At 72.7% G+C, this 25,486-nt stretch carries 29 protein-coding genes; 4 read left to right on the top strand and 25 right to left on the bottom strand.

Features of this window, described 5'->3' with window-relative positions:
- Positions 1–90: 90 nt before the first annotated feature.
- From NV263_RS14535 to NV263_RS14520, 4 genes are all read right to left on the bottom strand, one after another.
- On the bottom strand, positions 91–1,644 hold the full coding sequence (locus tag NV263_RS14535; protein WP_263253779.1) for an AbgT family transporter: 1,554 nt from the start codon (positions 1,642–1,644) through the stop codon (positions 91–93).
- Positions 1,645–1,932: 288 nt separating this feature from the next.
- On the bottom strand, positions 1,933–2,538 hold the full coding sequence (locus NV263_RS14530; protein WP_263253777.1) for a TetR/AcrR family transcriptional regulator: 606 nt from the start codon (positions 2,536–2,538) through the stop codon (positions 1,933–1,935).
- 88 nt (positions 2,539–2,626) lie between these two features.
- Positions 2,627–3,817, bottom strand: coding sequence for a cytochrome P450 (locus tag NV263_RS14525; RefSeq protein WP_263253775.1), 1,191 nt, complete (start codon positions 3,815–3,817; stop codon positions 2,627–2,629).
- Positions 3,818–3,972: 155 nt separating this feature from the next.
- The gene (locus NV263_RS14520) at positions 3,973–5,316 is read right to left on the bottom strand and encodes an APC family permease (RefSeq protein ID WP_263253774.1); all 1,344 of its coding nucleotides are present in this window, start codon (positions 5,314–5,316) and stop codon (positions 3,973–3,975) included.
- Between the two features lie 341 nt (positions 5,317–5,657).
- Here NV263_RS14520 and NV263_RS14515 point away from each other — a divergent pair, with 341 nt between their 5' ends.
- A complete protein-coding gene (locus tag NV263_RS14515) occupies positions 5,658–6,671 on the top strand; it encodes an Acg family FMN-binding oxidoreductase (RefSeq protein WP_263253772.1) in 1,014 nt (337 codons plus the stop codon).
- Positions 6,672–6,679: 8 nt separating this feature from the next.
- On the opposite strand, the gene NV263_RS14510 is transcribed toward NV263_RS14515, so the two are convergent.
- The 9 genes from NV263_RS14510 to NV263_RS14470 all read right to left on the bottom strand — a co-directional run bounded on the left by NV263_RS14510 (position 6,680) and on the right by NV263_RS14470 (position 12,821).
- Positions 6,680–7,192, bottom strand: a complete 513-nt coding sequence (locus tag NV263_RS14510) for an AAA family ATPase (RefSeq protein WP_263253770.1) — start codon at positions 7,190–7,192, stop codon at positions 6,680–6,682.
- Positions 7,193–7,509: 317 nt separating this feature from the next.
- A complete protein-coding gene (locus tag NV263_RS14505; RefSeq protein ID WP_263253768.1) occupies positions 7,510–8,154 on the bottom strand; it encodes a hypothetical protein in 645 nt (214 codons plus the stop codon).
- A 21-nt stretch (positions 8,155–8,175) separates the two neighbouring features.
- Entirely contained in the window at positions 8,176–8,439 is a 264-nt protein-coding gene (locus NV263_RS14500; RefSeq protein WP_263253766.1) for an SHOCT domain-containing protein, read from the bottom strand.
- 51 nt (positions 8,440–8,490) lie between these two features.
- The gene (locus NV263_RS14495; protein ID WP_263253764.1) at positions 8,491–8,925 is read right to left on the bottom strand and encodes a CBS domain-containing protein; all 435 of its coding nucleotides are present in this window, start codon (positions 8,923–8,925) and stop codon (positions 8,491–8,493) included.
- A 119-nt stretch (positions 8,926–9,044) separates the two neighbouring features.
- The gene (locus tag NV263_RS14490) at positions 9,045–9,191 is read right to left on the bottom strand and encodes a hypothetical protein (protein WP_263253762.1); all 147 of its coding nucleotides are present in this window, start codon (positions 9,189–9,191) and stop codon (positions 9,045–9,047) included.
- Between the two features lie 86 nt (positions 9,192–9,277).
- Positions 9,278–9,973 (bottom strand): response regulator, encoded by a 696-nt coding sequence (locus NV263_RS14485; RefSeq protein ID WP_263253761.1) that lies wholly within the window; start codon positions 9,971–9,973, stop codon positions 9,278–9,280.
- Positions 9,974–10,056: 83 nt separating this feature from the next.
- The gene (locus tag NV263_RS14480; protein WP_317630427.1) at positions 10,057–11,007 is read right to left on the bottom strand and encodes a universal stress protein; all 951 of its coding nucleotides are present in this window, start codon (positions 11,005–11,007) and stop codon (positions 10,057–10,059) included.
- A gap of 119 nt (positions 11,008–11,126) precedes the next feature.
- Positions 11,127–11,396 (bottom strand): DUF1876 domain-containing protein, encoded by a 270-nt coding sequence (locus NV263_RS14475; protein ID WP_263253759.1) that lies wholly within the window; start codon positions 11,394–11,396, stop codon positions 11,127–11,129.
- Positions 11,397–11,477: 81 nt separating this feature from the next.
- Positions 11,478–12,821, bottom strand: a complete 1,344-nt coding sequence (locus NV263_RS14470; RefSeq protein ID WP_263253758.1) for a nicotinate phosphoribosyltransferase — start codon at positions 12,819–12,821, stop codon at positions 11,478–11,480.
- A gap of 345 nt (positions 12,822–13,166) precedes the next feature.
- Between NV263_RS14470 and NV263_RS14465 the strand changes: the two genes are divergently transcribed.
- A complete protein-coding gene (locus NV263_RS14465; protein ID WP_263253756.1) occupies positions 13,167–13,574 on the top strand; it encodes an Hsp20/alpha crystallin family protein in 408 nt (135 codons plus the stop codon).
- A 236-nt stretch (positions 13,575–13,810) separates the two neighbouring features.
- Here NV263_RS14465 and NV263_RS14460 read toward each other — a convergent pair whose 3' ends face one another.
- The 10 genes from NV263_RS14460 to NV263_RS14415 form a co-directional block, all read right to left on the bottom strand.
- Positions 13,811–14,692, bottom strand: a complete 882-nt coding sequence (locus NV263_RS14460; RefSeq protein ID WP_263253754.1) for a universal stress protein — start codon at positions 14,690–14,692, stop codon at positions 13,811–13,813.
- 171 nt (positions 14,693–14,863) lie between these two features.
- Positions 14,864–15,700: a polyphosphate kinase 2 gene (gene ppk2 / locus NV263_RS14455; RefSeq protein ID WP_263253752.1), complete on the bottom strand. Its 837-nt coding sequence runs from the start codon at positions 15,698–15,700 to the stop codon at positions 14,864–14,866.
- A gap of 314 nt (positions 15,701–16,014) precedes the next feature.
- Positions 16,015–16,662, bottom strand: a complete 648-nt coding sequence (locus tag NV263_RS14450; RefSeq protein ID WP_317630426.1) for a sulfite exporter TauE/SafE family protein — start codon at positions 16,660–16,662, stop codon at positions 16,015–16,017.
- A 195-nt stretch (positions 16,663–16,857) separates the two neighbouring features.
- On the bottom strand, positions 16,858–17,169 hold the full coding sequence (locus NV263_RS14445; protein WP_263253750.1) for a YgaP family membrane protein: 312 nt from the start codon (positions 17,167–17,169) through the stop codon (positions 16,858–16,860).
- Between the two features lie 343 nt (positions 17,170–17,512).
- Entirely contained in the window at positions 17,513–18,931 is a 1,419-nt protein-coding gene (locus tag NV263_RS14440) for an MBL fold metallo-hydrolase (protein ID WP_263253749.1), read from the bottom strand.
- Positions 18,928–19,266 carry a rhodanese-like domain-containing protein gene (locus NV263_RS14435; protein WP_263253747.1) on the bottom strand — a complete coding sequence of 113 codons (339 nt, stop codon included), beginning with the start codon at positions 19,264–19,266 and terminating at the stop codon, positions 18,928–18,930. The genes NV263_RS14440 and NV263_RS14435 overlap by 4 nt, the downstream gene beginning before the upstream one ends.
- 99 nt (positions 19,267–19,365) lie before the next feature.
- Entirely contained in the window at positions 19,366–19,635 is a 270-nt protein-coding gene (locus NV263_RS14430; RefSeq protein WP_263253746.1) for a metal-sensitive transcriptional regulator, read from the bottom strand.
- Between the two features lie 104 nt (positions 19,636–19,739).
- Positions 19,740–20,765, bottom strand: coding sequence for a C40 family peptidase (locus NV263_RS14425; protein WP_263253744.1), 1,026 nt, complete (start codon positions 20,763–20,765; stop codon positions 19,740–19,742).
- 9 nt (positions 20,766–20,774) lie between these two features.
- Complete coding sequence (locus NV263_RS14420) at positions 20,775–21,650, bottom strand: cytochrome c biogenesis CcdA family protein (RefSeq protein WP_263253743.1); 876 nt, start codon at positions 21,648–21,650, stop codon at positions 20,775–20,777.
- A complete protein-coding gene (locus NV263_RS14415; protein ID WP_263253741.1) occupies positions 21,647–22,381 on the bottom strand; it encodes a DsbA family protein in 735 nt (244 codons plus the stop codon). Before NV263_RS14415 ends, NV263_RS14420 begins: the two co-directional genes overlap by 4 nt.
- Positions 22,382–22,592: 211 nt before the next feature.
- On the opposite strand from NV263_RS14415, the gene NV263_RS14410 reads away from it, so the two are divergent.
- Together NV263_RS14410 and NV263_RS14405 are read left to right on the top strand one after the other, a co-directional pair.
- Positions 22,593–22,958: a BlaI/MecI/CopY family transcriptional regulator gene (locus tag NV263_RS14410; RefSeq protein WP_263253740.1), complete on the top strand. Its 366-nt coding sequence runs from the start codon at positions 22,593–22,595 to the stop codon at positions 22,956–22,958.
- Positions 22,955–23,947, top strand: a complete 993-nt coding sequence (locus tag NV263_RS14405; RefSeq protein WP_263253739.1) for a M56 family metallopeptidase — start codon at positions 22,955–22,957, stop codon at positions 23,945–23,947. Before NV263_RS14410 ends, NV263_RS14405 begins: the two co-directional genes overlap by 4 nt.
- A gap of 69 nt (positions 23,948–24,016) precedes the next feature.
- Here the strand turns inward: NV263_RS14405 and NV263_RS14400 are convergent, their stop codons facing one another.
- Both NV263_RS14400 and NV263_RS14395 read right to left on the bottom strand, forming a co-directional pair.
- Positions 24,017–24,292 (bottom strand): DUF2631 domain-containing protein, encoded by a 276-nt coding sequence (locus tag NV263_RS14400; RefSeq protein WP_263253737.1) that lies wholly within the window; start codon positions 24,290–24,292, stop codon positions 24,017–24,019.
- A 395-nt stretch (positions 24,293–24,687) separates the two neighbouring features.
- Entirely contained in the window at positions 24,688–25,269 is a 582-nt protein-coding gene (locus NV263_RS14395) for a hemerythrin domain-containing protein (RefSeq protein ID WP_263253735.1), read from the bottom strand.
- Positions 25,270–25,486: the final 217 nt, after the last annotated feature.

The following is a 25,486-nucleotide window of genomic DNA, read 5'->3' as shown; positions in this document are numbered from 1 at the left end:
ACCGCACTTCCCGCGCCCATGCAGGGAGCAACGCGGTCCTCGCCCTGCGGCGTGGCAGGTCTGCCTACCTGGTGTGGACGGACGAGCGGGTCAGCGGGCCGGAACCCCGGGCCCGAGCGGCAACCCGAGCCCGTACCAGGCGAGGAACAGCAGGGTCCACACGCACAGGTTCACCACGGCCAGCGGCAGCACGAGCGACATCAACGTGCCCACGCCCGCGGACGGCCGGTAGCGGCGGATGAAGCCGAGCGCGATGACGAAGTACGGACTCATCGGCGTGAGGCTGTTGGTGGGCGCGTCGGCGATGCGGAACACCGCCTGCGTCATCTCCGGCTGGATGTGCAGCAGCATCAGCATCGGCACCAGCACCGGCGCCACCAGCGTCCACATCGCCGACCCGCTGGTGAGCAGCAGGTTCAGCGCGCTGACGAACAGGATCGCGCCGAGGAAGATCGGCACCGGTCGGGCACCCAGGTCGCCGAGCAGCTGGGCGCCGCTGATCGCGATGACCTGGCCGACGTTGCTCCACTTGAAGTAGCCGAGGAACTGCGAGGCGGCGAAGAACAGCACCAGCACCGGCACGAGCTCCCGCAGCCCCTGCGCCATGAGCTCCGGGACGTCCCCGGGCGCGGTGATCGTGCCCGCGGCCACCCCGTAGACGACGCCGATGACCAGGAAGAACACCATCAGGACCACGGCGATGTTGGCCATCAGCGGGGAGTCCACGACGGACCCTCCGGCGCCCCGCAGCGGTGAGCCGGACGGCAGCACCGCCAGCACGACTCCGGCCAGGAACGCGGCCGCGACGACCAGCGCCCGCCTGACCCCGGTCCGCTCGGCCGCGGACAGCGTCATGTCCGGCAGCTCCTCGACCTCGGTGAGCTCCGGTTCCGCTCGGTTCATCGCCGCGATCCGGCGGGCCACGACGAGCTCGGTGACCACCGTGATGCTGATCGCCAGCACCACCGAGGACACCGCCGAGAAGTAGTAGTTGGACACCGGCGTGACCACGTAGCCCGGGTCGATCGTGCGCGCCGCCGAGGTGGTCACGCCCGCGAACACCGCGTCGCTGCCGGTGATGACCAGGCCGATGCTGCTCGCCCCGCCGACCGAGACGTAGCCGACGATCGCGCCGATCACCGGGCTGCGCCCGATGGCCCGGTAGGCGATCATCGCCAGCGGGATCAGCACGACGAACGCGGCGTCCCCGGCCACCTGGCCGAACATGGACGTCAGCGCGATCGCGAAGGTCACGAGCGTCGCCGGGACCCGCGCCAGCGCCCCGCGCATCAGCGCGGGCAGCAGTCCGCTCTTGTCGGCGACCGCGACGCCGAGCATGATCACCACGATCAGCCCGAGCGGCGGGAAGTTCACGAAGTTGTCGATGAGGTCCCCGAGCATCATCCGCACGCCGTCGCCGGAGACGAGGCTGCGCACCGCGATCCGCTCCCCGTCGGCCGGCGAGACCACCGCGACCCCGAGCGCGGCCAGCAGCCAGCTCGCCAGCACCACGACCACGGCCAGCGCGACGAACAGCCAGAACGGGTGGGGCAGCTTGTTGCCGGCCCGGTCCACGGCCTCCAGGCCCCGGAGCACCAGCGAGGTCCCGGACCGCTTCCGCACCGCCGACCGCACGCCACCCACCACCTCTCCACGCCGGTTTGATCCCGAATCAAACGGTTCTGCACCCGGATGTGTCAAGAGCGTCCACACCAGACAGGGATTGCCGTGGTCAGGAGTCGACCAGTGCGCGGTCGAGATCACCCGCAGCAGCCGGCGGTCCCGCAGCCGCCGCAACCGCGTGCCGACCGCGGCGGCGGAGCTGCCCTCCAGCGGCGCTCGTTGCACAGGTCGCCACGGCCTGCTCCCCGCGCCTGCGGCGCCGCCGCGACGGCCGGACCACATAGGACAGTCGCGCCACCCGGCGGGCGATCACCGGTGCGCCGCGGGGAAGTCGTGCGATGACGGCGGGGGCAGGGTGGCCTGGGAGGGACGCAGACCGTCGGCGAGCAGGGCGAGGTAGCGCCGGGGGTCGGCGCACCGGGGATCGCCCGGGTGCACGGTGGCCAGTGCCATGACCAGGACCGCCGCGAGGTCGCGGACCTCCAGCTCCGGGCGCACCGCACCGGCGTCGATGGCGCGGCGCAGCAGGTGTTCGAGGGTGCGCAGGCACTGGCGAACGCTGTCGACGTCGAACGCCTTCGACTCGCGGGCGAGGGAGAGCACGACCTGCCGTCGGGCCAGCACCGCCACGGTGGCTTCGAGGGCGCCCACGAGGTCTCGCCACGGGTCGCCGGTGCCCACCCCGAGCGCGGGTTCCACCTCGGTGCTGAGCACGTGGTCGAACACCGCCCTGACCAGCTGGTCGCGCGCGCGGAAGCGCCGGTAGACGGTCGCCACGCTCACATCCGCGCGCCGCGCGATCTCCCCGAGCGTCACGGCCGGCCCGGCCTCCTCGAACGCCACGACCGCGGCGTCGACGATCCGCTCGTAGTTGCGGGCGGCATCAGCCCGCAAGGTCCGTCCCTGTCCGGCCATAGCCCACGCACGGTAGCAGGGGGTGCTCCGAGCCGTCGGCCGTGCGGCACCCGAGGTCAGCGGCGATCTCCGCTGGGACTCCCCTCGGTCACCAGGTCACGCGCAGCGACTCCAGCCCGTACACCACGTTGAAGACGCGGAAGGAGGGTTCCTCGTCGGGTTCGGCCAGGGCGAGGCGGGGGAAGCGCCGCAGCAGCGCGGGGAAGGCGATGCGCATCTCCATCCGCGCCAGCGGGGCTCCGAGGCAGTGGTGCACACCGTGGCCGAACGCGAGGTGCCGCGAGGCGCCGCGGGTGATGTCGAGCGCGCCGGACTCGGCGACGAACGCGTGGTCGCGGTTGGCCGCGGCCAGCGAGACCAGCACCAGCGAATTCGCCGGGATGGTGCGCCCGGCGATCTCGACGTCCTCGGTGGTGGTGCGCGGCGGCATCGACTGCACGATGGACAACCACCGCAGCAGCTCCTCGACGGCCGGCTCGACGCGGGCGGGATCGTCGCGCACCATCGCGAGCTGGTCCGGATGGCGCAGCAGCGCCAGCGTGCCCAGCCCGAGCATGTTCGAGGTCGTCTCCTGACCGGCGATCAGCAGCAGTCCCGCGATGCCGATGAGTTCGTCGGTGCTGAGTTCGTGCCCGTGCTCGCGCACGAGCATCCCCAGCATGTCCTCCCCCGGGTCGGCCTCGGCCTGCGCGACCAGCCGGGCCATGTACCGCCGGTTCTCCCGCCGCACCGCCATCCGCTCCTCGATCGGCAGCGACACGTTGAGCAGCCGAGCGGAACGGTCCTGGAACTCCGCGCGGTCGGAGTACGGGACCCCCAGGAGTTCGCAGATCACCAGCGAGGGCACCGGCAGCGCGAAGTGCGACACCAGATCGGCCGGCTCGCCGGCCTGTTCGAGATCGTCCAGCGCCGCCTCGACGATCTCCGAGATCCGCGGTTCGAGCCGCCGGATCCGGCGCACCGTGAACTCCGGGGTGAGCATCCGCCGCAGCCGCGTGTGCTCCGGCGGGTCGCACGCGAGCAGGTTCCCGGCCCGCATCTGGGCCAGTTCCTCCTCGCTGAGGTCGGTGCGCGCGACCGGGGTGCGCGCGTTGCTGAACCGAGCCGGATCCGACAGGACCTCTCGGACGTCCTCGTAGCGGCAGACCAGGTAGGCGGGCACGCCGAACGGCGTCATCACCCGCACCACGCCCTCGTCGTCCCGCGCCCGGGCCAGCTCGGCCGCGGGGTCGAACCCGTCTCGCCGCATGTGCAGGGGTAACGCCGGTGCTCCGGTCATCGCGCGGCCATCCTTCCCGCTGGCGTGTCGGCGCCGACGCTACCGAAGAAAATGAGAGTCGGCTAGCAGTTCTTCCCCAGGCCGCCGACTCCTCGTCGTGGCGCCCCGGAGCGGTGGACGCGTGGTCCCGGGGTACCCCGCGCGCTCCTCCGGGATCACCCGCCGTCGCCCGCGGAGTCCGGGTGCCGGCCGGTGGGCGCGGTTCGCCGGCGGCGGGCGAGCACGACGGCGCGGCCGAGGAGTCCCAGGGCGAACATGCCCGCTCCTGCCACGGCCGATTCCCAGGGCAGGGTGGCGACCAGGACGAGGCAGCCCGCGAGTCCCAGCAGGTTGAGCCAGCGCGGCCAGCGGCGTTGCCCGGCGGGTTGGGTGAACGCCGATGCGTTGGCGATGGCGTAGTAGACGAGCACCCCGAACGAGGAGAACCCGATGACGCCGCGCAGATCGGTGGTGGCCACCAGGATGCTGACGACGGCGGCGAGGGCCAGCTCGGCATGGTGCGGCACCTGGTGGCGGGGGTGCACGGCGGCCAGCCAGCCCGGCAGGTCGCGGTTGCGGGCCATGGCCAGGCTGGTGCGGCCGATCCCGGCGATGAGCGCCAGCAGCGCTCCGAGGCTGGCCGCCACACCGCCGATGCGCACGACCGCGGCGAGCGCACCGGCGCCGGTGGCCTGCACGGCGTCGGTGAGCGGCGCGGTCGCGGCGGCCAGCCGGTCGGGTCCCAGCGCGGCGAGCGCGGCCAGACCCACCACGGCGTAGACGATCACGGTGATGCCCAGGGCCAGCGGGATGGCACGGGGGATGGTCCGCGCGGGGTCGCGGACTTCCTCGCCCATCGTGGCGATGCGGGCGTAGCCGGCGAAGGCGAAGAACAGCAGGCCCGCCGCCTGCAGGACGCCGTAGGGCCCGCCCGCGCCCAGCGCCGCGGGACCGCCCGCGCGAGCGAGGTCGGCGCCGCCGGCGGCGATGCCGACCACCACCGCGGCCAGCGCGATCAGGCTCAGCGCGACGAGCACCCGGGTCAGGGCGGCGGTCTTGGTGACGCCGCGGTAGTTCAGCGCGGCCAGCGCGAGCACCGCGACGATCGCGACGATCCGCTGCGCCCATCCCGGACCCGGTACCGCGTAGGAGGCGACGGTGAGGGCCATCGCCGCGCAGGAGGCGGTCTTGCCGATCACGAAGCCCCATCCGGCGGTGAAACCCCACCACGGCCCGAGCCGTTCCCTGCCGTAGACGTAGGTGCCGCCCGAGGTCGGGTACGTCGCCGCGAGTTGGGCGGAGGCCACCGCGTTGCAGTACGCGATCACCGCCGCCAGCAGCAGGCCGATCAACAGACCGCTGCCCGCGACCGCGGCGGCCGGGCCGAACGCGGCGAACACCCCGGCCCCGATCATCGAGCCCAGCCCGATGAGCACCGCGTCGCCGGTGCCCAGTCGGCGGGCCAGGCCCGGTGAGCGACCGGACGACGTCGAGGAGTGGGAAGGCGTCTCCGGAGTCACGAAATCCTCCTGGCCGCGGGGCGTGGGAGGCGAGCCGCCTCATCCGCAGGAGTCCCGGGTTGCCGCGTGCACCTCGCCCTCCGCGGCGTGGTGCGACACGTGCACCCGCCGGAGCGGAACTCGCGCACCACATCCACGTCGGAGCACGATATCGCCGGGCGATACGGCGCTCCAGGGCGTGCACCGCGACCACGCGGGACCGCCGTGCCCGGAGGCGCGGGGCCGTCAACGCGCCATCGCCGCCGGGCGTGCCTGCGAGGGACTTTCGACCACCTGACACCCGACCGCGCGGGGCCGACGCTGGGAGCGGACCGGCCGGACACGCCCCGGCGAGGAACCAGATGCAGGGGGAAGCGCTCATGGTCACGTTCACCAGCTCGCTCGACCTCACGCCGAGCCAGGTCGAACAGGTACTGCGCCTGGCCGCTCTCGCGCCCTCGTTGCACAACGCCCAGCCGTGGCGCTTCCGGGTCCTCCCGCACCTGATCGAACTCCACGCCGACCCGACGCGGCGCCTGGCCGCGGCCGACCCCCAGGACCGCGAGCTGCGGTTGGCGTGCGGCGCGGCGCTGTTCAACCTGCGGCTCGCGCTCGAACACGCGGGCGTCCGCCCGGTGGTGACCCTGCTGCCGCGGCTCAGCGCGGCGACCACCGTGGCGGAGGTCCGCAGCGGCGGACGCGTCCAACCCGACGCCGAGACCACGGCGCTGCACGAAGCGATCCCGCGGCGCCACAGCCACCGCGACCCCTTCCGGGACGTCCCGGTCTCCGCGGAGCACCGCCAGTTCCTGCGCACGGCCGCGCACCGGGAACGGGCCTGGCTGCACATCGTCGAACCCGCCGAACGCGGCGTGCTGGAGGGACTGATCCACCGGGCGCACCGCGCGCAGATGGCCGATCCCCGCTTCCGCGCCGAGCTGGCCGCGTGGACGGGGCGCCCGGACGACGCCGCGGAAGGCGTGCCGGCCCGGGCCGCCGGTCCCGCGCCCGAGGCCCAGGACCAGTGGGTGCACCGCGACTTCTCGGCCGGGCAGGCGTCCCGTTCGCCCGGCACGCGCTTCGAGGCCCACCCGCTGCTGGTGGTGCTGTGCACCCAGCACGACGACCGCTCGTCCCACGTGGAGGCCGGGCAGGCGGTGGAACGGGTGTGGCTCACGGCGACCTCGCGCGGACTGGTCGCCTCGATGCTGTCGGAAGTCGTCGAGGTGCCCGAGACCCGCGAGGAACTGCGGGCCCTGCTGGGTCAGGACCGCCACCCCCAGGCGCTGCTGCGCATCGGTCACGGGACCCCGTCCGTCCCCGCCCCGCGGCGCGACATCGGCGACCTGCTGCTCGACACCGACGACGCGTCCTGAGCGGGATGTCAGCCGCCGACGATCCGCCACGCCTGCTCGACGGCGGTCTCCGGGCGCCCGGCGGTGTCCACGAGGTCCGCCTCGGACCACGGTGCGAACGATCCGCGCGTCGCGGCGGCGATGTCGGCGGTGGCGTCCGAGGGGTCGCCGGTGCGCGCGGCCATGCGTGCCTCGGTGATCGCGGTCGGCGCCACGCAGCACAGCTCGGTGAGACCGCTGAGCCCGAGGTGCGCGACCGCCCGCGCTGACTCGCGTTCGTGCGCATCGCTCCAACTGGCGCCCAGCACGACGCTCTCGCCGCGTTCCAACGGGGAGCGCGCCCGCGACAGCATTTCGCGGTAGGTCTCGTGCACGCGCGGGCCGGCGTACAGACCGCGTCGGTACCCGGCGCCCGCGTCCAGTCCGGCCGAGCCCGGCACCTCCCGGCGGATCTGGTCGGTGCGCAGCAGGACGCCTCCCATCCGATCGGCCAGGGCACCGGCGACCGTCGACTTCCCCGTCCCCGGGAGTCCACCGACCACGACCAGCCGAACCCGCCCCGCTCGCAGGTGCCGTCCACCGTGCTGAAGTCGAGGAACCCGAGGTCCACCGGCTTCTTGACCTTGTACGCGCGGTCGCCGACGAACACCACGACCGCGCAGTGGCTCTGCGCGATGTCGACATCGCCGAAACCCGGCGCCGGAACACGGCCCGCGAGAACGGGGCCATCCGCAGCCATGCGGCCTCCCAGCGGGCGAGCCGGGGCGCCGTGCGGTCCTCCGCCGCAGGGCACGCCCGGTGTCCGCGGCGTGCCCGTGGTGGCGGGGTGGATGCGCGGCTCCCCCGCGACCTCGACGCCTCACCGGGTCCTGCGCGCCTGTTCCGCCGCCGCGCGCAGGGTGGCCCGCATGATGGCCTTCACGAACGGCGCGACGGTGCGCCAGTACAGCACGAACACCCGGCGGGTCATCGGATCGTTGAGCACCGTGCGGATGTCGTAGGTCAGCAGGCTGCTACACCGCCCGTACGGCCGCACCGACAGCGAGCTCACCATCTTCCCCCGCCCGGGCTTGGTGTAGTCGGCGAAACCCTCCGCGGTGACCTGCTCCCACCGCACGATCGGCGTCCAGAACCGACCGACCGCGCCGAACACGGCCTCCTGGCCCGGCTGTTCGCCGAGCAGTACCCAGTCCCCGCCCGCCACCAGGTCGTCGAAGGTCAACCGGGTCGGCATCTGGGGCGGGACCCGACGCCGCAGGCGGATCGGCAGGTCCCGGACCCACATGGCCGCCGCGGCGGTCGCGGACCGGACGGTGAGCAGGTCCAGGTGCCGCAGCGCGCGGTAGGCCACGTCCGGGGGCGCGTCGACGATCAGGTGCTCCACGGCGTCCACGTCCGGCTCGGCGGCGAAGTCGTCGATCGTCACGGTCGGCCCGGTGACGGCCCACTCGGTCGACGCCGTCTCAGGTGCGCGGACCTGCGCGTCCCGGGATTCCTCGTTCATCTCCTGGTCCTCCTCCCGGGATCAGCTCCCCCGGCCGTCCGGCCGGTGCTCGGACAGCGCCCGCAGTCGGCGCCGGTACTCCTCTTCGTCGATCTCGCCCCGTGCGAAGCGTTCGGCCAGCACGTCCTGCGCCGTGGTGGTGCGCCGTTGGTCCCGGCCGGCCCTGCCGAGGTAGCGCACCAACGCGACGATGGCGATGATGATCAGCGCCCAGAACAGCAGCATGCTCACCGTCATGACCGCCATCCCCCAGATACCCGCTCCGTAGCCGTACCAGTAGTGCATCGCTTCCCCGCTCCTCGTCGCCGCCGAAGGCCGGTGTCCCGCCGCGGCGTTTCACCGGAACACCTCCCCGCCCAGCTCGAACCGGGCGCTGTGCGCGACCGCGCGGACCACGTCGACGGCGGTGAGGACGCCGCACACCTGTCCGCCCTCCACCACCAGCAGCGCATCGGCGCGGGAGTCGATCATCAGCCGCGCCGCGTGGACCACGTCCTGCCCGGCGTCGACGCGCGGCGCCGGGAACCGCCCCAGCGCACCGACCGCGGCGGGTTCACCGGGCATGGCCGCGGCGATGCCGTACAGCACGTCCGCGGCGGTCACGAGCCCGACCTCGCCGTCGTCGGCCACGACGGCGAGGTGGTGGACCTCCCGCCGGTACATCTCGCGCAACGCGACCATCGCCTCGGTGTCCGGCCGCACCGCCACCACCGGCGTGCTCGCCAGATCACCGGCGTTGCCGTGCGCGGATCCCGAGGACTTCGAAGACATCGTTTCGCACCACCCCTCGTCCGCTCAGAGGCGGAGCTTGCGGATCAACGGCTCGTCGGGTTCGGTCGGCGCGACCCGGATGCGCACGTCCGGAACGCGCACTCCCCGGCCGGTCACGATCACCACGCCGCCGAGTTCGCCGAACGCATCGAGCGCTTCCCGTTGCTGGAGCAGACCTTCGACCCCACGACCGGGAGTCCGAAGTGGACCGCGATCTGCTCGGTCCGCTCCGCGGAGAGCCAGTCGCGGTCGTCCACCAGCGCCACGGACAGCCCTTTCCGTCGGTGGTGGTCTTCGCTCGCGAGGGACACCGTGCGCCGGGGACCGGGTCGCTCACCAGAGCCGATCGGCCCTAGGCGTCGGACGCGCTCCCCGCGCCCGGGCTGCCGCGCTCGTGCCGTGCCCGCGTCGCCAGCACCGCGGCCTGCGTCCGGCGTTGCACCCCGAGCTTGCCCAGCAGCCGGGAGATGTAGTTCTTGATGGTCTTCTCGGCCAGGAACATCCGGTTGGCGATCTCCCGGTTGGTCAGGCCCTGCCGGATGTACTCCAACAGGACGCGTTCCTGCTGCGTGATGCCGGGCAGGACCCGCGCACCGTCCAACTTCTCCCGCAACTGCGCCACCAGTTCGGCGGTGGCCCGGTCGCTGAGCAGCTTCCCGCCCGCCGCGACGGTGCGCACCGACGACGCCAGCCGCATTCCCCGGACGTCCTTGATCACGTAGCCCGCGGCCCCGGCCAGGAACGCGTCCAGCATCGCCTGCTCGTCCGGGAAGGACGTCAGGATCAGGCAGCCCAGGTCCGGAAGCCGGGAGCGCAGTTCCCGGCACAGCTCCACGCCGTTGCCGTCCGGTAGGCGCACGTCCAGCACCGCCACGTCCGGGCGCAGCGCGGGGATGCGGGCCAGTGCCTCCCGGGCGGTTCCCGCCTGGCCGAGCACCCGCAGATCGGGCTCGGCGTCGAGCATGTCGGCCACCCCGATGCGGACGATCTCGTGGTCGTCCACCAGGAACACCGTCTTCTCCCGCGCGGCTGGCGCAGCACCGCCCATGCGACGAGATTAGGCGGCACGCCGCGGGCGTGCGGGCGGTGAGTGACCTGCCGCGGCGCCTGTTGTCCCGAGCGCCGGACGGGTCAGTCGGTGCGGGCGCGGACCACGAGCACCGGGCAGGGCGCCGAGTGCAGCAGCGCCCGGCTCGTGGAGCCGAGGAGCATCCCGGTGATCCCGCCGCGGCCGCGCGAGCCGACGACGATGAGCTGCGCCGCCGCCCCGTGCTGGACGAGGTAGCGCACCGGCCGGTCGCACTCCACCACCCGCTGCACCCGGACGTCGGGATACCGCTCCTGCCAACCGGCGAGGCGTTCGGCCAGCACCAGCTCCTCGCGGGCCCTAAGCGACCGCCAATCCCAGGCCGGGAGCACCTCGTCCACGGCGACGTCGCTGAACGCGTGGACGGCGACGAGCGGTGCGCCGCGCATCGACGCTTCCTGGTAGGCCACCGCCAGCGCTCGCTCCCCCACCGCGGAGCCGTCGACCCCGACGATGATCGGGCGGCTGCCGGGTGGTGGCGCGGGACCGGCGCCTCCGGGCACCACCACCACGGGGCAGTGCGCGAGCATGGCGACGGACTCCGCGGTCGAGCCCAGGACCAGCCCGGCACCGGCGGCCTCGCTGAGCCCCCGGGTCCCGACGACCACCCGCCGGGCGTGGTGCGACTCCTCGATCAGCACGGCCGCGGGCTTTCCCCCGCGCAGGGTCTGGCTGGTCGCCACGTCGGCGACGCTCGCCGCTGTGGCCGACGCCTCCGCCAGCCACCGCCGGCGCTGGTCCCGGAGCGCCTCGGCCCCGCCTTCGAGCGCGTCGTCCCACGGCCCCGGCGGCAGCGCGCACACCAGTCGCACCGACGTCCCGTGCAGCGCCGCGTCCGCCGCGGCCCACCGCACCGCGTCGAGCGCGCTGAGCGAACCGTCGACGCCCACCACGTCCGTTCCGGCCATGCCCACCCCCGACCACGCCTGCTCCGCCGACGGTACGAGCAGCGGCGGCCCGCGCAAGCGGGCGGCTTCGCGGTGCTGCGCCTGCACCTCGCGCAGGAGGAGGAGTACTACTTGTCGCTGTCGGCGGGCGAGGCCACCGGCCAGCGATGATCGCCCATCGTGGGCTCGTTTTGATCAGCGGTGCCGGGTTGCGGAACACCAGCTCATCAGCCGTGCAGGTGCGCGGGCTTGCCGGTGAGTTCCTCCACATCGAGACTCGCGGTTTTGAGCAGGTGCTTCGCCAGGTCGAACAGCGCCCTGGCGGCCGCCAGTTCGGCTCCGATCTGCGGCACGTTGCTGTCCTCCGGGGCGCGTTTGGCCAGCCCGGTGCCGCGCAGGCTCGTCGCGTCCCGGGTGTGCAGGTGCGCGGTCGCGTGAGTGCGGTCGTCGTCCTCGGTGAGGTGGATGTCGACCGACCAGTGCTCTGTCGTGGTCATCGTCGAACTCCCGTCATCCGGTGTCGGAGCAGCACGATCCCGCCGTCGCACCCGGCGGACCAGAGCCGATCGGCCCCTGCGTCACGGCGGTGCGACCTCGGCCCGCACGCCGTGCCGGATTTCCAGCGTTCGCCGCAGTTCCGCGGCGCGCCGGTGCAGCGACGCCGACCACGTCACGCCGACCGGCGTGGGATCGGTGAGCCGCCGGGCCTGTTCGGGCAGCCACCGCAGGTCCTGCTCGAACCGCCGCCGCGCCGCCCTGATCGAATCGTCGCGGGACGTCCGGACACCGGCCCGCATCACGGGTTCGAGCACCGGTTCCCGCCCTTCGGCGACCGGTTCGCCGCGCAGCGCGAGCACGTCGTCGCGTCCCGCGGTGCCGCGGTGGACCTGCTTGGCGCCGGGCGCGGTCAGCTTCCCCGCGGACAGCTTCATCACCGGCCGCCCGTCGTACTCGACCAGCTTGTAGGCGCGGTCCAGGGAAGGCGCGTCGGCCGAGACGCCGACCTTCGTGCCGACGCCGTAGGCGTCGATCGGCGCGCCCGACGAGACGAGCGCGGCCAGCTGGTGTTCGTCGAGGCCGCCGCTGGCCATGATCCGCGCACCGGTCAGCCCGGCCGCGTCGAGCAGGCTCCGGGCCTGCACCGCCAGTTCCCCCAGGTCCCCGGAGTCGAGCCGGATCCCGATCCCCCGGGGCAGTTCCCCGGCCACCTCGATGGCGGTGCGCACCCCGTGCGGGGTGTCGTAGGTGTCGACCAGGAAGATCGCCGAGTCCGGGAAGTCCTCGGCGAACGCGCGGAACGCCGCGCGCTCGTCGGGGAACGCCTCGACGTAGGAGTGCGCCATGGTTCCGGCTGCGGGCAGGTCGAACTCGCGGGCCGCCTGCACGTAGCTGGTCCCCGCGAACCCGACGAGCGCCGAGGCCCGAGCGACCGCTCGTGCGGCGTCGAGACCGTGGGTGCGGCGGGCCGCGAAGTCGATCAGGTCCGCCTCGGGCGCGGCGATCCGGCACCGGGCGGCCTTGGAAGCCACCGACGACTGGAACGTCGCGAAGTTCAGCAGCGCCGTCTCCACCAGCTGCGCCTGCGGCAGCGGCGCGGTCACCTCCAGCAGCGGTTCACCGCCGAAGACGACCCGCCCCTCCGGCACCGCCCACACGTCGCCGGTGAACCGCAGCTCGGCCAGCGCCGCCACGTCGCCCGCCGGCAGGTGCACCACGTCCGCGAGGTGGTCCAGCTCGGCCGCGTCGAAGTGCAGCCGCTCCAGGAAGTCCAGGCAGTCGGCGAGACCGGCGGCGACCAGGAACCCCCGGGACGGGGGCAGCCGGCGTGCGAACAGGCTGAAGGTGGCCGGGGCCAGCATGCCCCGGCGCAGGTAGCTCGCCGCCATCCTGATCTCGTACAGATCCGTGCACAGCCCCGTCATGACCGCCACCCCGTCGCGGGAACCACTCCCCGGGTACCACGCGACCGGAACCGGCAACCCGCGCGGCGGAGCCGATCGGCCCTCCCCCGCGCCAGGCGGGCCGGGCGATCCTGCTGGAGGCGGCGCGGACCCGGCTCTGAGCGCGGCGGATCACCCGAGCGCCTCGATGACGTCGGACACCGCGCGGCGCACCGGCAGCAGCCGGGTAGTCGTGCGGGTTCGCCTCCGCCCTCGCGCGGGTACCCAGGACTTACCCGACGACCACGGGCCGGTGGACCCTGGTCACCGGCCCGCAGGCGCACCGAGGCTCGTGACCGTGGCGGCCTCGTCGACAGGAGGAATGTCATGACCAGCTCGTTGCCCCGGCCCAGCAGGGGGCTCCCCGACATCTTCCAGCTCTTCGAGACCGAGTGGCCGTTCGCCGTGCGGCACGCGATGCGCGTGGAGACCTTCACCGAGCAGAACGACTTCGTGCTCCGCTGCGAACTTCCCGGCGTGGACCCGGACAACGACATCCACGTCGACGTCGAGGGCGACCAGCTCACCGTCAACGCCGAACGCCGGTCCGAAGAACGCGCCGGTCGGCGCAGCGAATTCCACTACGGCGCGATGAGCCGCAGCCTGCTGCTGCCGACCGACTGCGACACCGACAACATCAGCGCGGAGTACGACGCGGGCATCCTCACCGTCCGGATCCCGCGCCGCGCGAAGGAATCGCGCCACGAGGTGCCGGTGGCGCGCAAGGGGACGTGACCGACCGCTGATCGCGGGCGCGGCCGTGCTGCTGGTCGAGACCAGGTGGCTGACCTGGCGTGCCCGGCGCACCGGCCCCGGGGAGACCGCCGTACCTGGTGCACGGCTGGAGGACGGGCGCACCAGCCTGTACTTCCCCGGCCCGGACGCCCACACCGAGAAATCGCTGCCGCACCACCCCAGAGCCTGTCTTCGAACTCTGACAGGCACTCAGCTCAACTTCGCCGCGGCGGAGGCTACTCGGCCGGGAGAACCGCCACCGGGCACGGCGCCCGGTTCACCACGGCGTGGCTCACCGAACCGAGCACCGTCCGCCTGATCCGGCCGCGGCCGTGACTGCCCACCACGACCAGTCCCGCGTTCTCCGCTTCGCGCAGCAGTGCCTGGACGGGCTTCTCGGGTGTGACGGCACGTCGCACGGACACGTCCGGGTACTGCTCCTCCCAGCCCGCCACGGACTCGGCGAGCACTTCCTCGGCGTCGTCGCGCACCTCGCTCCAGGGCATCTCCCAGCTGCGCACCCGGAAGAACGGATCCAGCGACAGGTCGCTCCAGGCGTGCACGGCGACCAGCTCGCCGCCGTGGCGGGAGGCGAAGTCGTAGGCGAACCCGATCGCGCGCTCACTGGCCCGCGAACCGTCCACCCCCACCACCACCGGTTCCGCGGACGGCTCGTCGCGCCCGCCGCGGACGACGACCACCGCGGTGCCGGTGCGGCTGGCGAGCAGTTCCGCCGGTGTCGGCCCGACCACGTTGGAACCGTCGTCGCCCGGGCCGCCCAGCACCAGCAGTCCGGCCTCCCGCGCGAACGTCCCGAGCACCTCCGCCGGGTCGCCCAGCTGGACGTCGCCGTGCACCTCGATCTGCGGGTCGATGCCGCGAGCGATGTCGGCGGCCGCGTCGATCTCCGAGCGCAACTCCTCCTGGAGCGGTCGGAAGACCGCGCTGTGTTCGGGGAGCCAGCGCTGCACGTCCTCGCCGGACGGCCACGTGAGCACGTGGACCAGCCGCAGCGGCAGGCGTCGGGCGGCCGCCTCCCGCGCGGCCCACCGAACGGCCCGGCGCGAGGACTCCGACAGGTCGACACCCACGATGATGTCCTTGCGTCCTTCCGGCATCGCCCACCTCCGGGTCCTTTCCGCCCTGCGCCCTTCACCATGCGCTCACGGTGGTGACCGCACCACTTCCACAAGGCCCGACCCGACGGGTCAGCCCGGTGCCGCCCAGCGGCGTCGCACCAGTTCGGCGCGCTCGCGCACCAGGCGTGCCCTGCGGACCGCCGCAAGCCGTCACAGCAGGGCGGTCCGGTCCGGCACGTAGCGGTAGCGCTCCCGAGGCGGCCGCTCGTAGTCGCTGGACGCCGGCGGGCCGGGAAGTCGCACTTCGGGCAACGGCACCTCCGAATACGGCACCGTGGACAGCAGGTGCGCGATCATGTTGATCCGCCCCCGGCGCTTGTCCTCGCTCTCGACGAGGTACCAGGGCGCTTCCGGTGTGTCGGTCGCGGCCAGCATCTCGTCCCGCGCCCGCGAGTACTCGTGCCAGCGAGCGACCGACTCCAGATCGACCGACGACAACTTCCACCGGCGCATCGGATCGTCGATGCGGTCGCGCAGCCGCCGCTGCTGCTCGGCCTGGCTGATGGAGAACCAGTACTTCCGCAACAGCAGACCGTCCTCGACGAGCAGCCGCTCGAACACCGGGCACTGCCGCAGGAACCGCTGCCGCTCCTGCTCGGTGCAGAACCCCATCACGCGTTCGACGCCCGCCCGGTTGTACCAGCTGCGGTCGAACAGCACGATCTCCCCGCCCGCCGGCAGGTGCTCGACGTAGCGCTGGAAGTACCACTGCGTGCGCTCCCGCTCCGACGGCGCCGGCAGCGCCACGATCCGCGCCACGCGAGGATTGAGGTACTCCGCCACGCGTTTGATGGTGCCTCCCTTCCCGGCCGCGTCACGCCCCTCGAACACCACGACCAGTCGTGCGCCGGCGCTGCGGACCCACTCCTGCAACGTCACCAGCTCGGCCTGCAACCGGGCGAGCTCGCGTTCGTAAACCGGGCGCGGCAAGCGCTTCCGCGGGCCGGTCCCCGCCCCCTCACCGCGCGCCACATCACCGCCGGGCACAGCACCCACCTCCCCGAACCGGCGGACACACCCCCCCCCCCCCCCGACTACCCGGAACGCGCCCGACGCCCCCGACGCGGCGCGCCGGGGGCGTCGGGTGGGCGGTCAGCGCCGCCTCCGCCGCGCGCCGTTCCCGCCGCTCGGCCTCCGAGCAGGTGGAAGCGGCTCGGAGGCCGCCTCCACCGCGCTCGTCAGCCGCACTTGCGCAACGCCTCCGCTCCGGGGCTGCTCAGCGCAGTCGCAGCACTGGGACTGCGGCGCTCGACGCGACGACACCTGTTGCACCCTTGCGTTCAGCGGGACCGATTCCGCCGTCATCCCAGTGCGGACGGATCGACGACGGCCGCCACGGCGACGAAGACCGCGACAGCGAGGACGACGTAGCCGAACCAGCGGCGCACGGTCACGGGGTTCAGCCGCACCGACAGCCGACCGGCCACAATGGACACCACCAGGGACGTGCCGGCGAACAGCAGCAGCACCCCGTAGTCGATGCTCCCGGCCGTCTCGGCGTGCGCGGCGAGTCCGGCCACCGAGTTGATCAGCACCACCACCAGGGAGGTCGCGACCGCCTGCTGGGCGCCCAGGCCCAGCAGCAGGGTCAGCGCCGGGACGACGACGAAGCCGCCGCCGACGCCGAACAAGCCGGTGAGCACACCGACAGCCGCACCGGCGACCACCGACTTGGGCAGGCAGGTGCGCCAGTCGACGCCGCCCTCCCGGGTGCGGCAGGCTCCGGCGTGGTTCTCCCCGCCGCGCAACATCCGCACCGCGACGACGACCATGAGCACGGCGAAGGACAGCAGCAACCAGTTCTGCGGGAACAGCCGCCCGAGCGCCGCACCGCCGAAGGCCGCGGGGGTGCCGGCCGCGCCGAAGACCAGCGCCACCGGCCACCGCACCGCGCTGCGCCGTGCGTGGGGGACCAGACCGCCCAGCGAGGAGAACGCGACCACGGCCACGAGGTGGGAATCGCCGTCTGCAAGGGCTGTCCGACGCCGTAGACCAGGGCGGGCACGGTCAGGATCGAGCCACCCGCACCGAGCAGGCCCAGCACCAAGCCGATCACGGCGCCGAACATCACCGCCCAGTACAACGAAACCCCCCATCCCAGGAGCGGACCGCGCACCGGTGCCGGGTCGTGCCCGCGGGGCCCACTACCGCCGCCCCTTTCCGCCGACGAGCGCGTCGAGCGCGGCTCGACCGTCCACAGCGGACGTTCGGTTGTGCGGCAACAAGCCGAGCAGCCGGGACATCGCGCAGGTGTCGGTCAGCGCGGCGAAGGTCAGGCCGGCGCCGACGAACCCGGCGATCCACTTCAGCGGTCCGTAGGCGGTGCTGCCCACCACGCCGGTGAGCACCAGCAGGCCGGCGACCAGCCGGACCTGCCGCTCCATGGCCCACGTGCCCCGGCCCCGGTCGAGCTCGCCGCCTCCGTCCTCCCAGCCGGTGATGCCGCCCCGCAGCACGCTGACCCGGTCCCACCCGGCAACCTCCGCCTGTCTTTGAACCTGCTCCCGGAAGGGGCGCGGCAAGCGGCGCCAGCCGCTTTCTCTTTCGGTGAGTACGCAAGCAACCGGCACCGCCGCGGGTTCTCAGCGGTCGTCTCGCGAGGACAGCCCCGACGCCGTGTATTGGTCATACATCAGGAGGGGCTTCCGCAGTCGATGTGACTGTGGCGCGGCAGCGCCTCCGTGGGGGGTGGTGGTCGGGTGACGGGCGGGCCGCTGAGGTTCCGCCACCGGCACCGCCTCGCAAAAGGAGTTCGAAGACAGACTCGCTTTCCTCCAGCAGCGTTGGGCGGATGTGGGGTCAGGTTCGGTCGGTCATCGGCACACCCGCCTCGGCGGCGGCGCCGAACGCGTCGTCGATGAGCACGACCTCGCGACCGGCGGCCTGCAGCAGCGAGGCCGCCGCGGTCGCGCGGTAACCGCTGCCGCAGTGCACCCACACCACGCCGGCGGGGACTTCCGCGAGCCGGTCCTTGAGCGCGTACAGCGGGATGTGCACCGCTGTGGGGATGTGCGATGCGGCGAACTCGTTGTTGGTGCGCACGTCGAGCACCACCTCCGGGGCGGGCAGCCCGCCGGTGTCGCCGCGCAGCGCTGCGGCCAGATCCGCGAACGTGGCGGTCGGCGTGCTGCGCAGTTGGCCGGGGTCGGCCGCCAGCTCCTCCGGGCTGCCCACGGCCGCCGCGGCGAACTCGTCGATGCCGATCCGGGCCAGCTCGCGCTGGGCCTGTGCGACCTGCTCCCGGGACTCGCCGAGCAACGTGATGGGCGCTCCCCAGTCGATCATCCACCCCAGCCAGGTCACCATCGGACCGTCCAGTCCGAGGCTGACCGTGCCGGCCAGGTGCGAGACCACGTACGCCTTGCGGGAACGCAGGTCGACGACCCACTCCCCGTGTTCCAGGCGGCGCCGCAACTCCGCCGGTTCGGCCCGGACCGGCTCGCGCAGGTCGATCGGCTGCGGCCCGGCCGTGTTCTGCACGCCCATGTGCGCGTAGTAGGCGGGGTAGGCGTCCAGACCCGCCAGCGTCTGCTCGACGAAGTCGCGTTCGGCCAACGTCAACGCCGGGTTGGTCCGCTTCTGCTCACCCAACGTCGCCGAGTCGCCCGATGCCTGCGTCGCCGAGCAGAAGCTGCCGAAGCCGTGGGTCGGCCAGATCCGCGCGCCGTCGGGCAGGATCGCCGCGAGCTTCTGCGCGGAAGCGTGCTGGTGGCGGGCCAGCTCCTCGCTGTGCTGCTCGCCCAGCAGGTCGGTGCGCCCGGTGGTGCCGAACAGCAGCGACCCGCCGGTGAACACGCCGACCGGGCCGTCCTGCCCTTCGAGCACGTAGGACAGGTGGTGGAAGGTGTGCCCCGGCGTGGCCACCACCCGCACCCGCATGCGCGCCGACAGTTCGACCACATCGCCGTCGGACAGCGGGCGCCGGTCGAAGCGCACCTCGTCGGCCGCCGCCAAGCCGTACTCGGCTCCGGTCAGCCGGGCCAGTTCCAGGGCGCCGGAAACGTAATCGTTGTGCACGTGCGTGTCGAGCACCAGGGCGATGCGGACGCCGAGCCGCCCGGCGACCGCGATCACCCGGTCCACGTCCCGCTGCGGGTCGACCACCACCGCCACTTCACCGTCGCTGGCCAGGTAGCTGCGGTCCCCCAGCGACGAGGTCTCGATCACCTCCACCACCAAGCCACCGGCCGGTCCTTCCTCCTGCTGCACCGCCGTCACCGCTGCACTCTCCTTCCCTCTCGTGGCCTTCCCTCTCGTGGCCTTCCGTGTGATCTTTCGATCTCGTGACCGGCCTCGATCCACTCGGCCGTCCCCGCGGACACCGACACCGCTCGCGCGCCGGCCGCGTTCATCGCCTCCGCCGCCTGCCGACTGCGCCCGCCGGACCGGCGGATGACGTGCCATTCCTGCCCGGCGAACCGCTGCGGCGCGGCCGGCATGTCCTCCAGCGGCACGTTCACCGCACCCGGCAGATGGCCCGAGGCGTACTCCTCCGGCGAACGCTCATCGACCAGTCGCGCACCCCGCCGCGACGCCCCGACGAAGGCGTTCATCCCGATCTCGGGTGTCTGATCTTACACAAGGACTCCATATACCCCGGGGGGTATTCACCGGATACACGTCCCCGCCTCACCTCGGCGAGGAGTGCGCGCTCAGGCGAGCGCGAGGAACAACCGCTCCAGCTCCTGCTCGGTCATCGGCGGCTCGTCGCCCTCTCCCCGAGCCTGCTGGCAGTACCGCATCCCACTGGCCACGATCTTGAACCCGGCGCGGTCCAGGGCTCGGGAAACGGCTGCCAACTGGGTCAACACCTCGGCGCAGTCGCGGCCTTCCTCGATGGCTTCGATCACGCCGCTCAACTGGCCGCGCGCCCGACGCAACCGCGTCAGCGCATCGCCCACCATCTCCGGCTTCAGCTCCACGGCGATCCCCTCCCTTCACCCGAGCTCAACGCAATATACCCCCCAGGGTATTCCGGGGTTGCGGGGAGAGTTGTCGCGGGACTCCGCGCCGGGCCGTTCGGTGCTCAGCCGACGATGCGGCGCACCGAGTGGATGTCGCCGATGACCTCGTAGTTCTCGACCTTGACGTCCTGACCCTCGGTGGGCGCGTGCACGACCTTGCCACCCCCGATGTAGATGGCGTCGTGACTGGCCGAGCCGTAGTAGAAGATGACGTCCCCGGGCTGGAGGTCGGATTCGGAGACCTTCCGGCCCGCGGAGACCTGGGAACGGGTCGACGCCGGGAGGGAGACACCCGCCTGCTCGTAGGACCACTGCACGAGGCCGGAGCAGTCGAACTGGTTCGGCCCCTTGGCGCCCCACACGTAGGGCGAGCCCTGCTTGCGCAGCGCCGCGTTCACCGCCGTGACCGCCGCGCCCGCGCCCGCGATGGGACCGACGTCGCTGCCACGGCCCGACAACAGCCCCTTCTCGGCGGCGCTGAGCTGGTCGTACTGCTGCTCGACCTGGGCGATCCGGGAGTCCATCGCCGCCTTGCGGGTGCCGATGTCCTGCTCCAGCCGAGCCGCGTCGGCCTCGGCCCTCGCCGCGCCTACCCGCGCCCGCTGGGCTTGGCGCCGGGCCGATTCGGCCCGCTCGGTCGCCGAAGCCAGCGCGCGCACCGCGTCGTCGTTGTGCCTGGCGAGCAGTTCCAGCGCCGAGGCCCGGTCGAGGAACGCCTCCGGTGATTCGCTGGCCAGCATCGCGGACAGCGCGTTCAGCCGCGCGCCCTGGTAGGAGGCTCTGGTCAGCTCGTCGACCTGGGCGCGGAACCGTTCCTCCTGCCCGCGCGCCCGGTCGACGACCCGGTCCGCCTGGTCGGCGGCGGCGTTGAACCCGTCCAGCTCGGCCCGCTTCGCGGCGTGGTCGTCCTGGGCCTTCTTGAAGTCCTCGGTGAGCACCTCGGCCTGCCGGGAAAGCTCCCGCAACCGTGTCGCGGCTTGCGAGCTGCCGGGTTCCCCGGCGGCGGGCGCGCCGCTGATGAACACAGTGGACAGTGCGGTCGCGGCCACCAGTGCGGTGTGCGCCGCGGCTTTCGCGTGGTGCGGCATGCCGGGGGGTCACTCCCTCGATTCGTCGCGGGTGGGCGCGGGATCGGCCCGCGGGGTGGTGGACGAGCGCGCGCGGCGCTCCCGGACGACGACCAGCGCCGCACCGGCGAACACGACGGCGGCGACGACCACGAGCACGAGCCGGTCCGAGACGGCTCCGGCGGCCCGCTGCACCCACGCCTGCGCGGCGAACTGCGCGTCGATGCCGACGGCGCCGCCCAGCGAGCCGGTGCCGTCGGTGGCGATGAACAGCACGCCCAGTGCGATGAACACCAGCCCGGCGATCAACGTGGTGCTGTGCACCCTCAGCCGTCCCCAGCTCAGCTGGCGCCCGCGCAGCCAGGTGCGCCGCCCCAGGTCGAAGCGGTCCCAGAGCGCGGCGATGACGAACAGCGGCACGGCCATGCCCAGCGCGTAGATCGCCAGCAGCAGGGCTCCGTAAGCCGGACCGGCCCCGGTGATCGCCATGGTGAGCACGCTGCCCAGCAGCGGACCGGTGCAGAACCCCGCGAGCCCGTAGACGGTGCCGAGCAGGTACACCGACAGCGCCGAGGAGATCCGGATCCGGCCGCTGAGCCGCTGCGCGGCGGTCGAGCCGAAGCCGAACCCGGCCAGCTGCGCGCCGCCGAGCACGATCATGACCAGACCACCGCCCAGGACCACGGTGCTGTGGTGCTCGTTGAGCACGGCGCCGATGGAGCCCGCCGCCACGCCCATCGGCACCAGCGTCGTCGCCAAGCCGAGGTAGAAGATGGTGGTGCGCAGCAGCAAGCGCACCCGGTCGGCGAAGGCGTAGGCGAAGAAGGCGGGCACCAGCAGCGCTGAACACGGGCTCAGCAGGGACAGCACACCGCCGAGGAAAGCGCCCAGATAACCGACGTTCACGAGTTCGCCCGTTCCTGCTCGATCACCGAGACGAACTCCTCCAGGGGCTGCGCGCCGAGGATCGCCTGTCCGTTGATGAGGAACGACGGGGTGCTGGAAGCGCCGAGCTCCTGCCCCTCGGCCAGGTCGACCCGGATGTCCTGCACGACCTCCGGGTCCTGGCGGTCGGTGTTGAACCGGGCCAGGTCCGCGATGCCCGCGTCCCGGGCGATCTGCTGGATGCGCTCGTCCGGGAACGCGGTCTTCCTGGTCCCGTGGTCGATCGAGTACGCCATCCGGTAGGCGGCGTCGTGGAACTGCCAGAACCTGCCCTGCCGGGCGGCGGCGCGGCCCGCTTTGGCCATCTCGACCGACTCGTCGCCGAAGATCGGGAAGTCGCGCCATTCGATGCGCAGCACGCCCGTCCGGACGTACTCGTCGACCAGCTGCGGCTCGACGCCGGTGGCGAACTTCGAGCAGTACGGGCAGCGGAAGTCCTCGTACTCGATCAGCACGACCGGGGCGTCCGGACTGCCCATCGCGAGCGGGTCGCCGGGCTCGCGCCGCTGCAGGGCCTTCAACCGGTCGGCGATCTGCTGCTGCCGGGAGGCTCCCCGCTCGTGCTGCTCGGCCTCCGGCGACGGCCGCGGGCCGCTGAACGCGCCCCACGCCAGCACCGCGACCACGACGACCGCCAGCGTGACGACCAACCAGGTCGTACGAGAAGGCCACCGTCCGGGACCCGATTTCATCGGCGTTCACTCCAAATCGGTCGAGTTGTCTTCTACCGAACTTAGTAGATCTTCTACGGAGGGTAGTATCCGACCCGGCAGCACCCGAACGACGCCCGGGAGACCCGATGCCCAGCGGGACGAACTCGGCTGCGCGCCGCGGAGAACCGCCGGTCCCCGCCGTCGACCGGTGCGGCACCCTCTACCCTCCTGCGCGGAAGGGAGGAGCCGGATGCGCAGTCTCGGACCGCTGGAGTCGGCGGTGATGGACCTGCTGTGGAACGCGGACGGCCCGAGGAACGTGCGCCAGGTGCTGGACGGGCTCCGCGACCGCGGACTCGCTTACACCACGGTGGCCACCGTTCTGGACAACCTCCGCCGCAAGGAGTGGCTGGAGCGCGAGCAGATCGGCCGCGTGTGGTTCTACCGCCCGCGCGTGGACGCCAGCGAGCACGCGGCCCAGCTGATGCGCCAGGCGCTGGCCGACAGCGGGAGCCCGCGGGCCACGTTCCTGAAGTTCGTCGACGAGATCAGCGACGAGGAAGCCGCGATGCTGCGCGAGCTGCTCGCCGAAGCGGACTCCGCGGAGGACCGATGACGGCGCTGATCGTCGCGCTGGCCGGCTACGTCGTGGTCGCGGGCGCCTGCGGCCCCCGCCTGATGCGCGGTTACCGGCGCCACTCGCCCGGCGCCGCGCTGCTGTTGTGGATGGCGCTGATCAGTTCCTGGGTGTTCTCGGTCATCAGCGCGGGCCTGGCCGCCATGGCCCAGTTCTCCGGCGGTCTCGGCCTCGCGGGGTTGCTCCACGCGTGCGCTCGCGCGGTGCTGGCCATCATCTCCGTGCACGACCTCACCGACGTCGCCGCCAGCCTCGCGCTGTTCGGGTCGCTGTTCTTCGTGCTGCGCCTGGGCGGGGTGGCGGCGGCGCACGTGCGCGCCACCCGGCGACGTCGCAACGCCCACCGGCGCGAGGTCTGCACCCCCGGCAGGACCCGTCTGCACGACGGCCGCCGGATCACCGTGGTCGAGGCCGCGGAAGCCGCCGCCTACTGCGTACCGGGGCGCCGGTCGGCGATCGTGCTGACCACCGGCGCGCTGCGCAAGCTCGGTCCGCGCGAAACCGCTGCGGTCATCGCGCACGAGGCCGCGCACCTGCGGGGCAAGCACCACCTCTGCGTGGGGACGGCCGCCGTCCTGGCCCGGGCGTTCCCGTTCGTGCCGCTGCTGCGCGAGGCCCCGCGCGAGATCGCGCGGTTCGTGGAGTGGGCGGCCGACGACCGGGCCGGCCGCAGCCACGGCAGGCGCTCCGTCGCCGTTGCCCTGACCGTCATGGCCACGAACTCGCGCCGTCCTGCCCGGGTGCCCGCGACCGCGATGAACGCGACCGGGTCCGAGGTCCCGGAACGCGTCCTGCGCCTGCTGCGGCCGGAACCGCGCACCCGGTCGGCGACATGCCGCATCACCGCGGCTCTCGCGGTGCCGGTGCTCGCGTTCACCGCGGGGGCGGCGGTGCTCCTCCCGGCCGCGACCGCGGACCCCACGCCGCTGTGCAGCGGTGCGAAAGCACCCGCCGAGAGGTCGCGCTGAGGCGAACCGAGACGTCGTGCCGCGCCCGGACGTGCCCCACGCGCATCCGGGCCTTCCCGGCGCGGTGCTTCAGCCGCCGCTGGGCGTGCGGCGCTTCCGGCGCAGATCCAACACCAATCCGATCGCGACGACGAGCGCGATCCCCATCAGCCACAGGTTCGCCACCGAGCGGGGTTCGCTGACCACGCTCTCGTGGCCGAAGAAGAGCATGAACAGCACGACGATGACCGTGCCCCAGCCCGCTGCCTGGGTCCCCCTCGGGAATCCGCCGTGCCAGCCCCACGCAGCTGACGGCTCCTCCGCTGGATCGACGCGGTGACCAGTGATTTCCTTCTTGTCGGCCACGTCTCCACGGTGTCACACCGAGGGTGGGCGCGCAGCGCCGTCCTGACCGCCACCGCGCCGCTTCCCCCTGACGCCTCGCCCGCTCCGCGGCGGTGTCGACGCCGTCCCGCGCGAGCGCCCTGCCGGCGGCGAAGGTGCGTGGACCGCTCCCGCTGGTGTCCGTCGTGACGTATTTTGCCGTGCTTGTCCGGGAAAACGAGTACCGTCTTCGACGAAGGCCGCACCATTCCAGCGAAATGATCACGACACCCGCTCGGAACGCATTCGATCGCCCAGCGGCTGCCGTGCACCGTCCACATGCGACTGATCACCGATCCGCCCGGGCGCGGAAGCATCCGCGCTCCGGTGCCGGATCTGGCGATCCCGCGCAGGTGTTCCGCCGGAGCCCGCGCCCGTCACCTGCCGCTGGACCGCATCGCGTCCTTGACGCGATCGACCATGGCGGCGAAGGGACCGGTGAGCACCTGGGCGGTCGGCGATCCCGCGGCGGTGGGGTGCGGGTGGGTCGGCGCCATCTTCTCGACCGCTTGCAGCCGGCTGCCCATGCCGTTGAGCTTGTCCTGATCGCAGCCCTGGCGGACGGCGGGGAACTCCTCCTGTTCCTCGTGCTCGGCGTGGTCGATCACCGAACGCTCGAACTCCGCCAGTTTGGCGTCGAAGTCCGCGCTGGCGACGTCCATCTTCTCCAGTTCGGCGAGCACGTGGTTGGCTTCCTGCTCCTCGTGGTTGCGCGCTTCGGCCTCGGCCTCCCCCGCCGTGCTCTTGGCGGTCGGCCGCACGACGATCTCCTCCGCGGTCTCGTGGACCGCCAGCAGAGCTCTCAGCTCGTCGAACCGGCTCTGCTTCTGCTCGCCCTGCGAATTCTTGACCTCCGCGAAGAGATCCCGGATGCGTGCGTGCTGCTCCAAGAGGACGCGGACCACGTCCCCTTCCGGAAGCCTCGCGGCCTCCTGGCGTTCTGTCTGCGCAGTGCTCACGGCACCGTCCTCCGCTCTCCTCGGTCTGCTCGGTTGGCCATCCCCGGGTAACCGCAGGGCAACGGGGGCAAACGATCGAGCGGCCGGAACGGTGCTGCCTGCGCGGCGACCGCCTCGCTCCGCGGTGCCCGCTCAGATCTCCCGCCCTGCGGCGGAAACCGGAAAATGGCGAACAAAAGTGTGAACCCCCTCCGGTCGGGTAGTCCGGAGAGGACCG

It is taken from the genome of Saccharopolyspora rosea (assembly GCF_025643595.1).
GTDB lineage: Bacteria > Actinomycetota > Actinomycetes > Mycobacteriales > Pseudonocardiaceae > Saccharopolyspora > Saccharopolyspora rosea.
The sequence above is the reverse complement of the archived record's forward strand: the minus strand, read 5'-3'. Positions and strand labels throughout refer to the sequence as shown.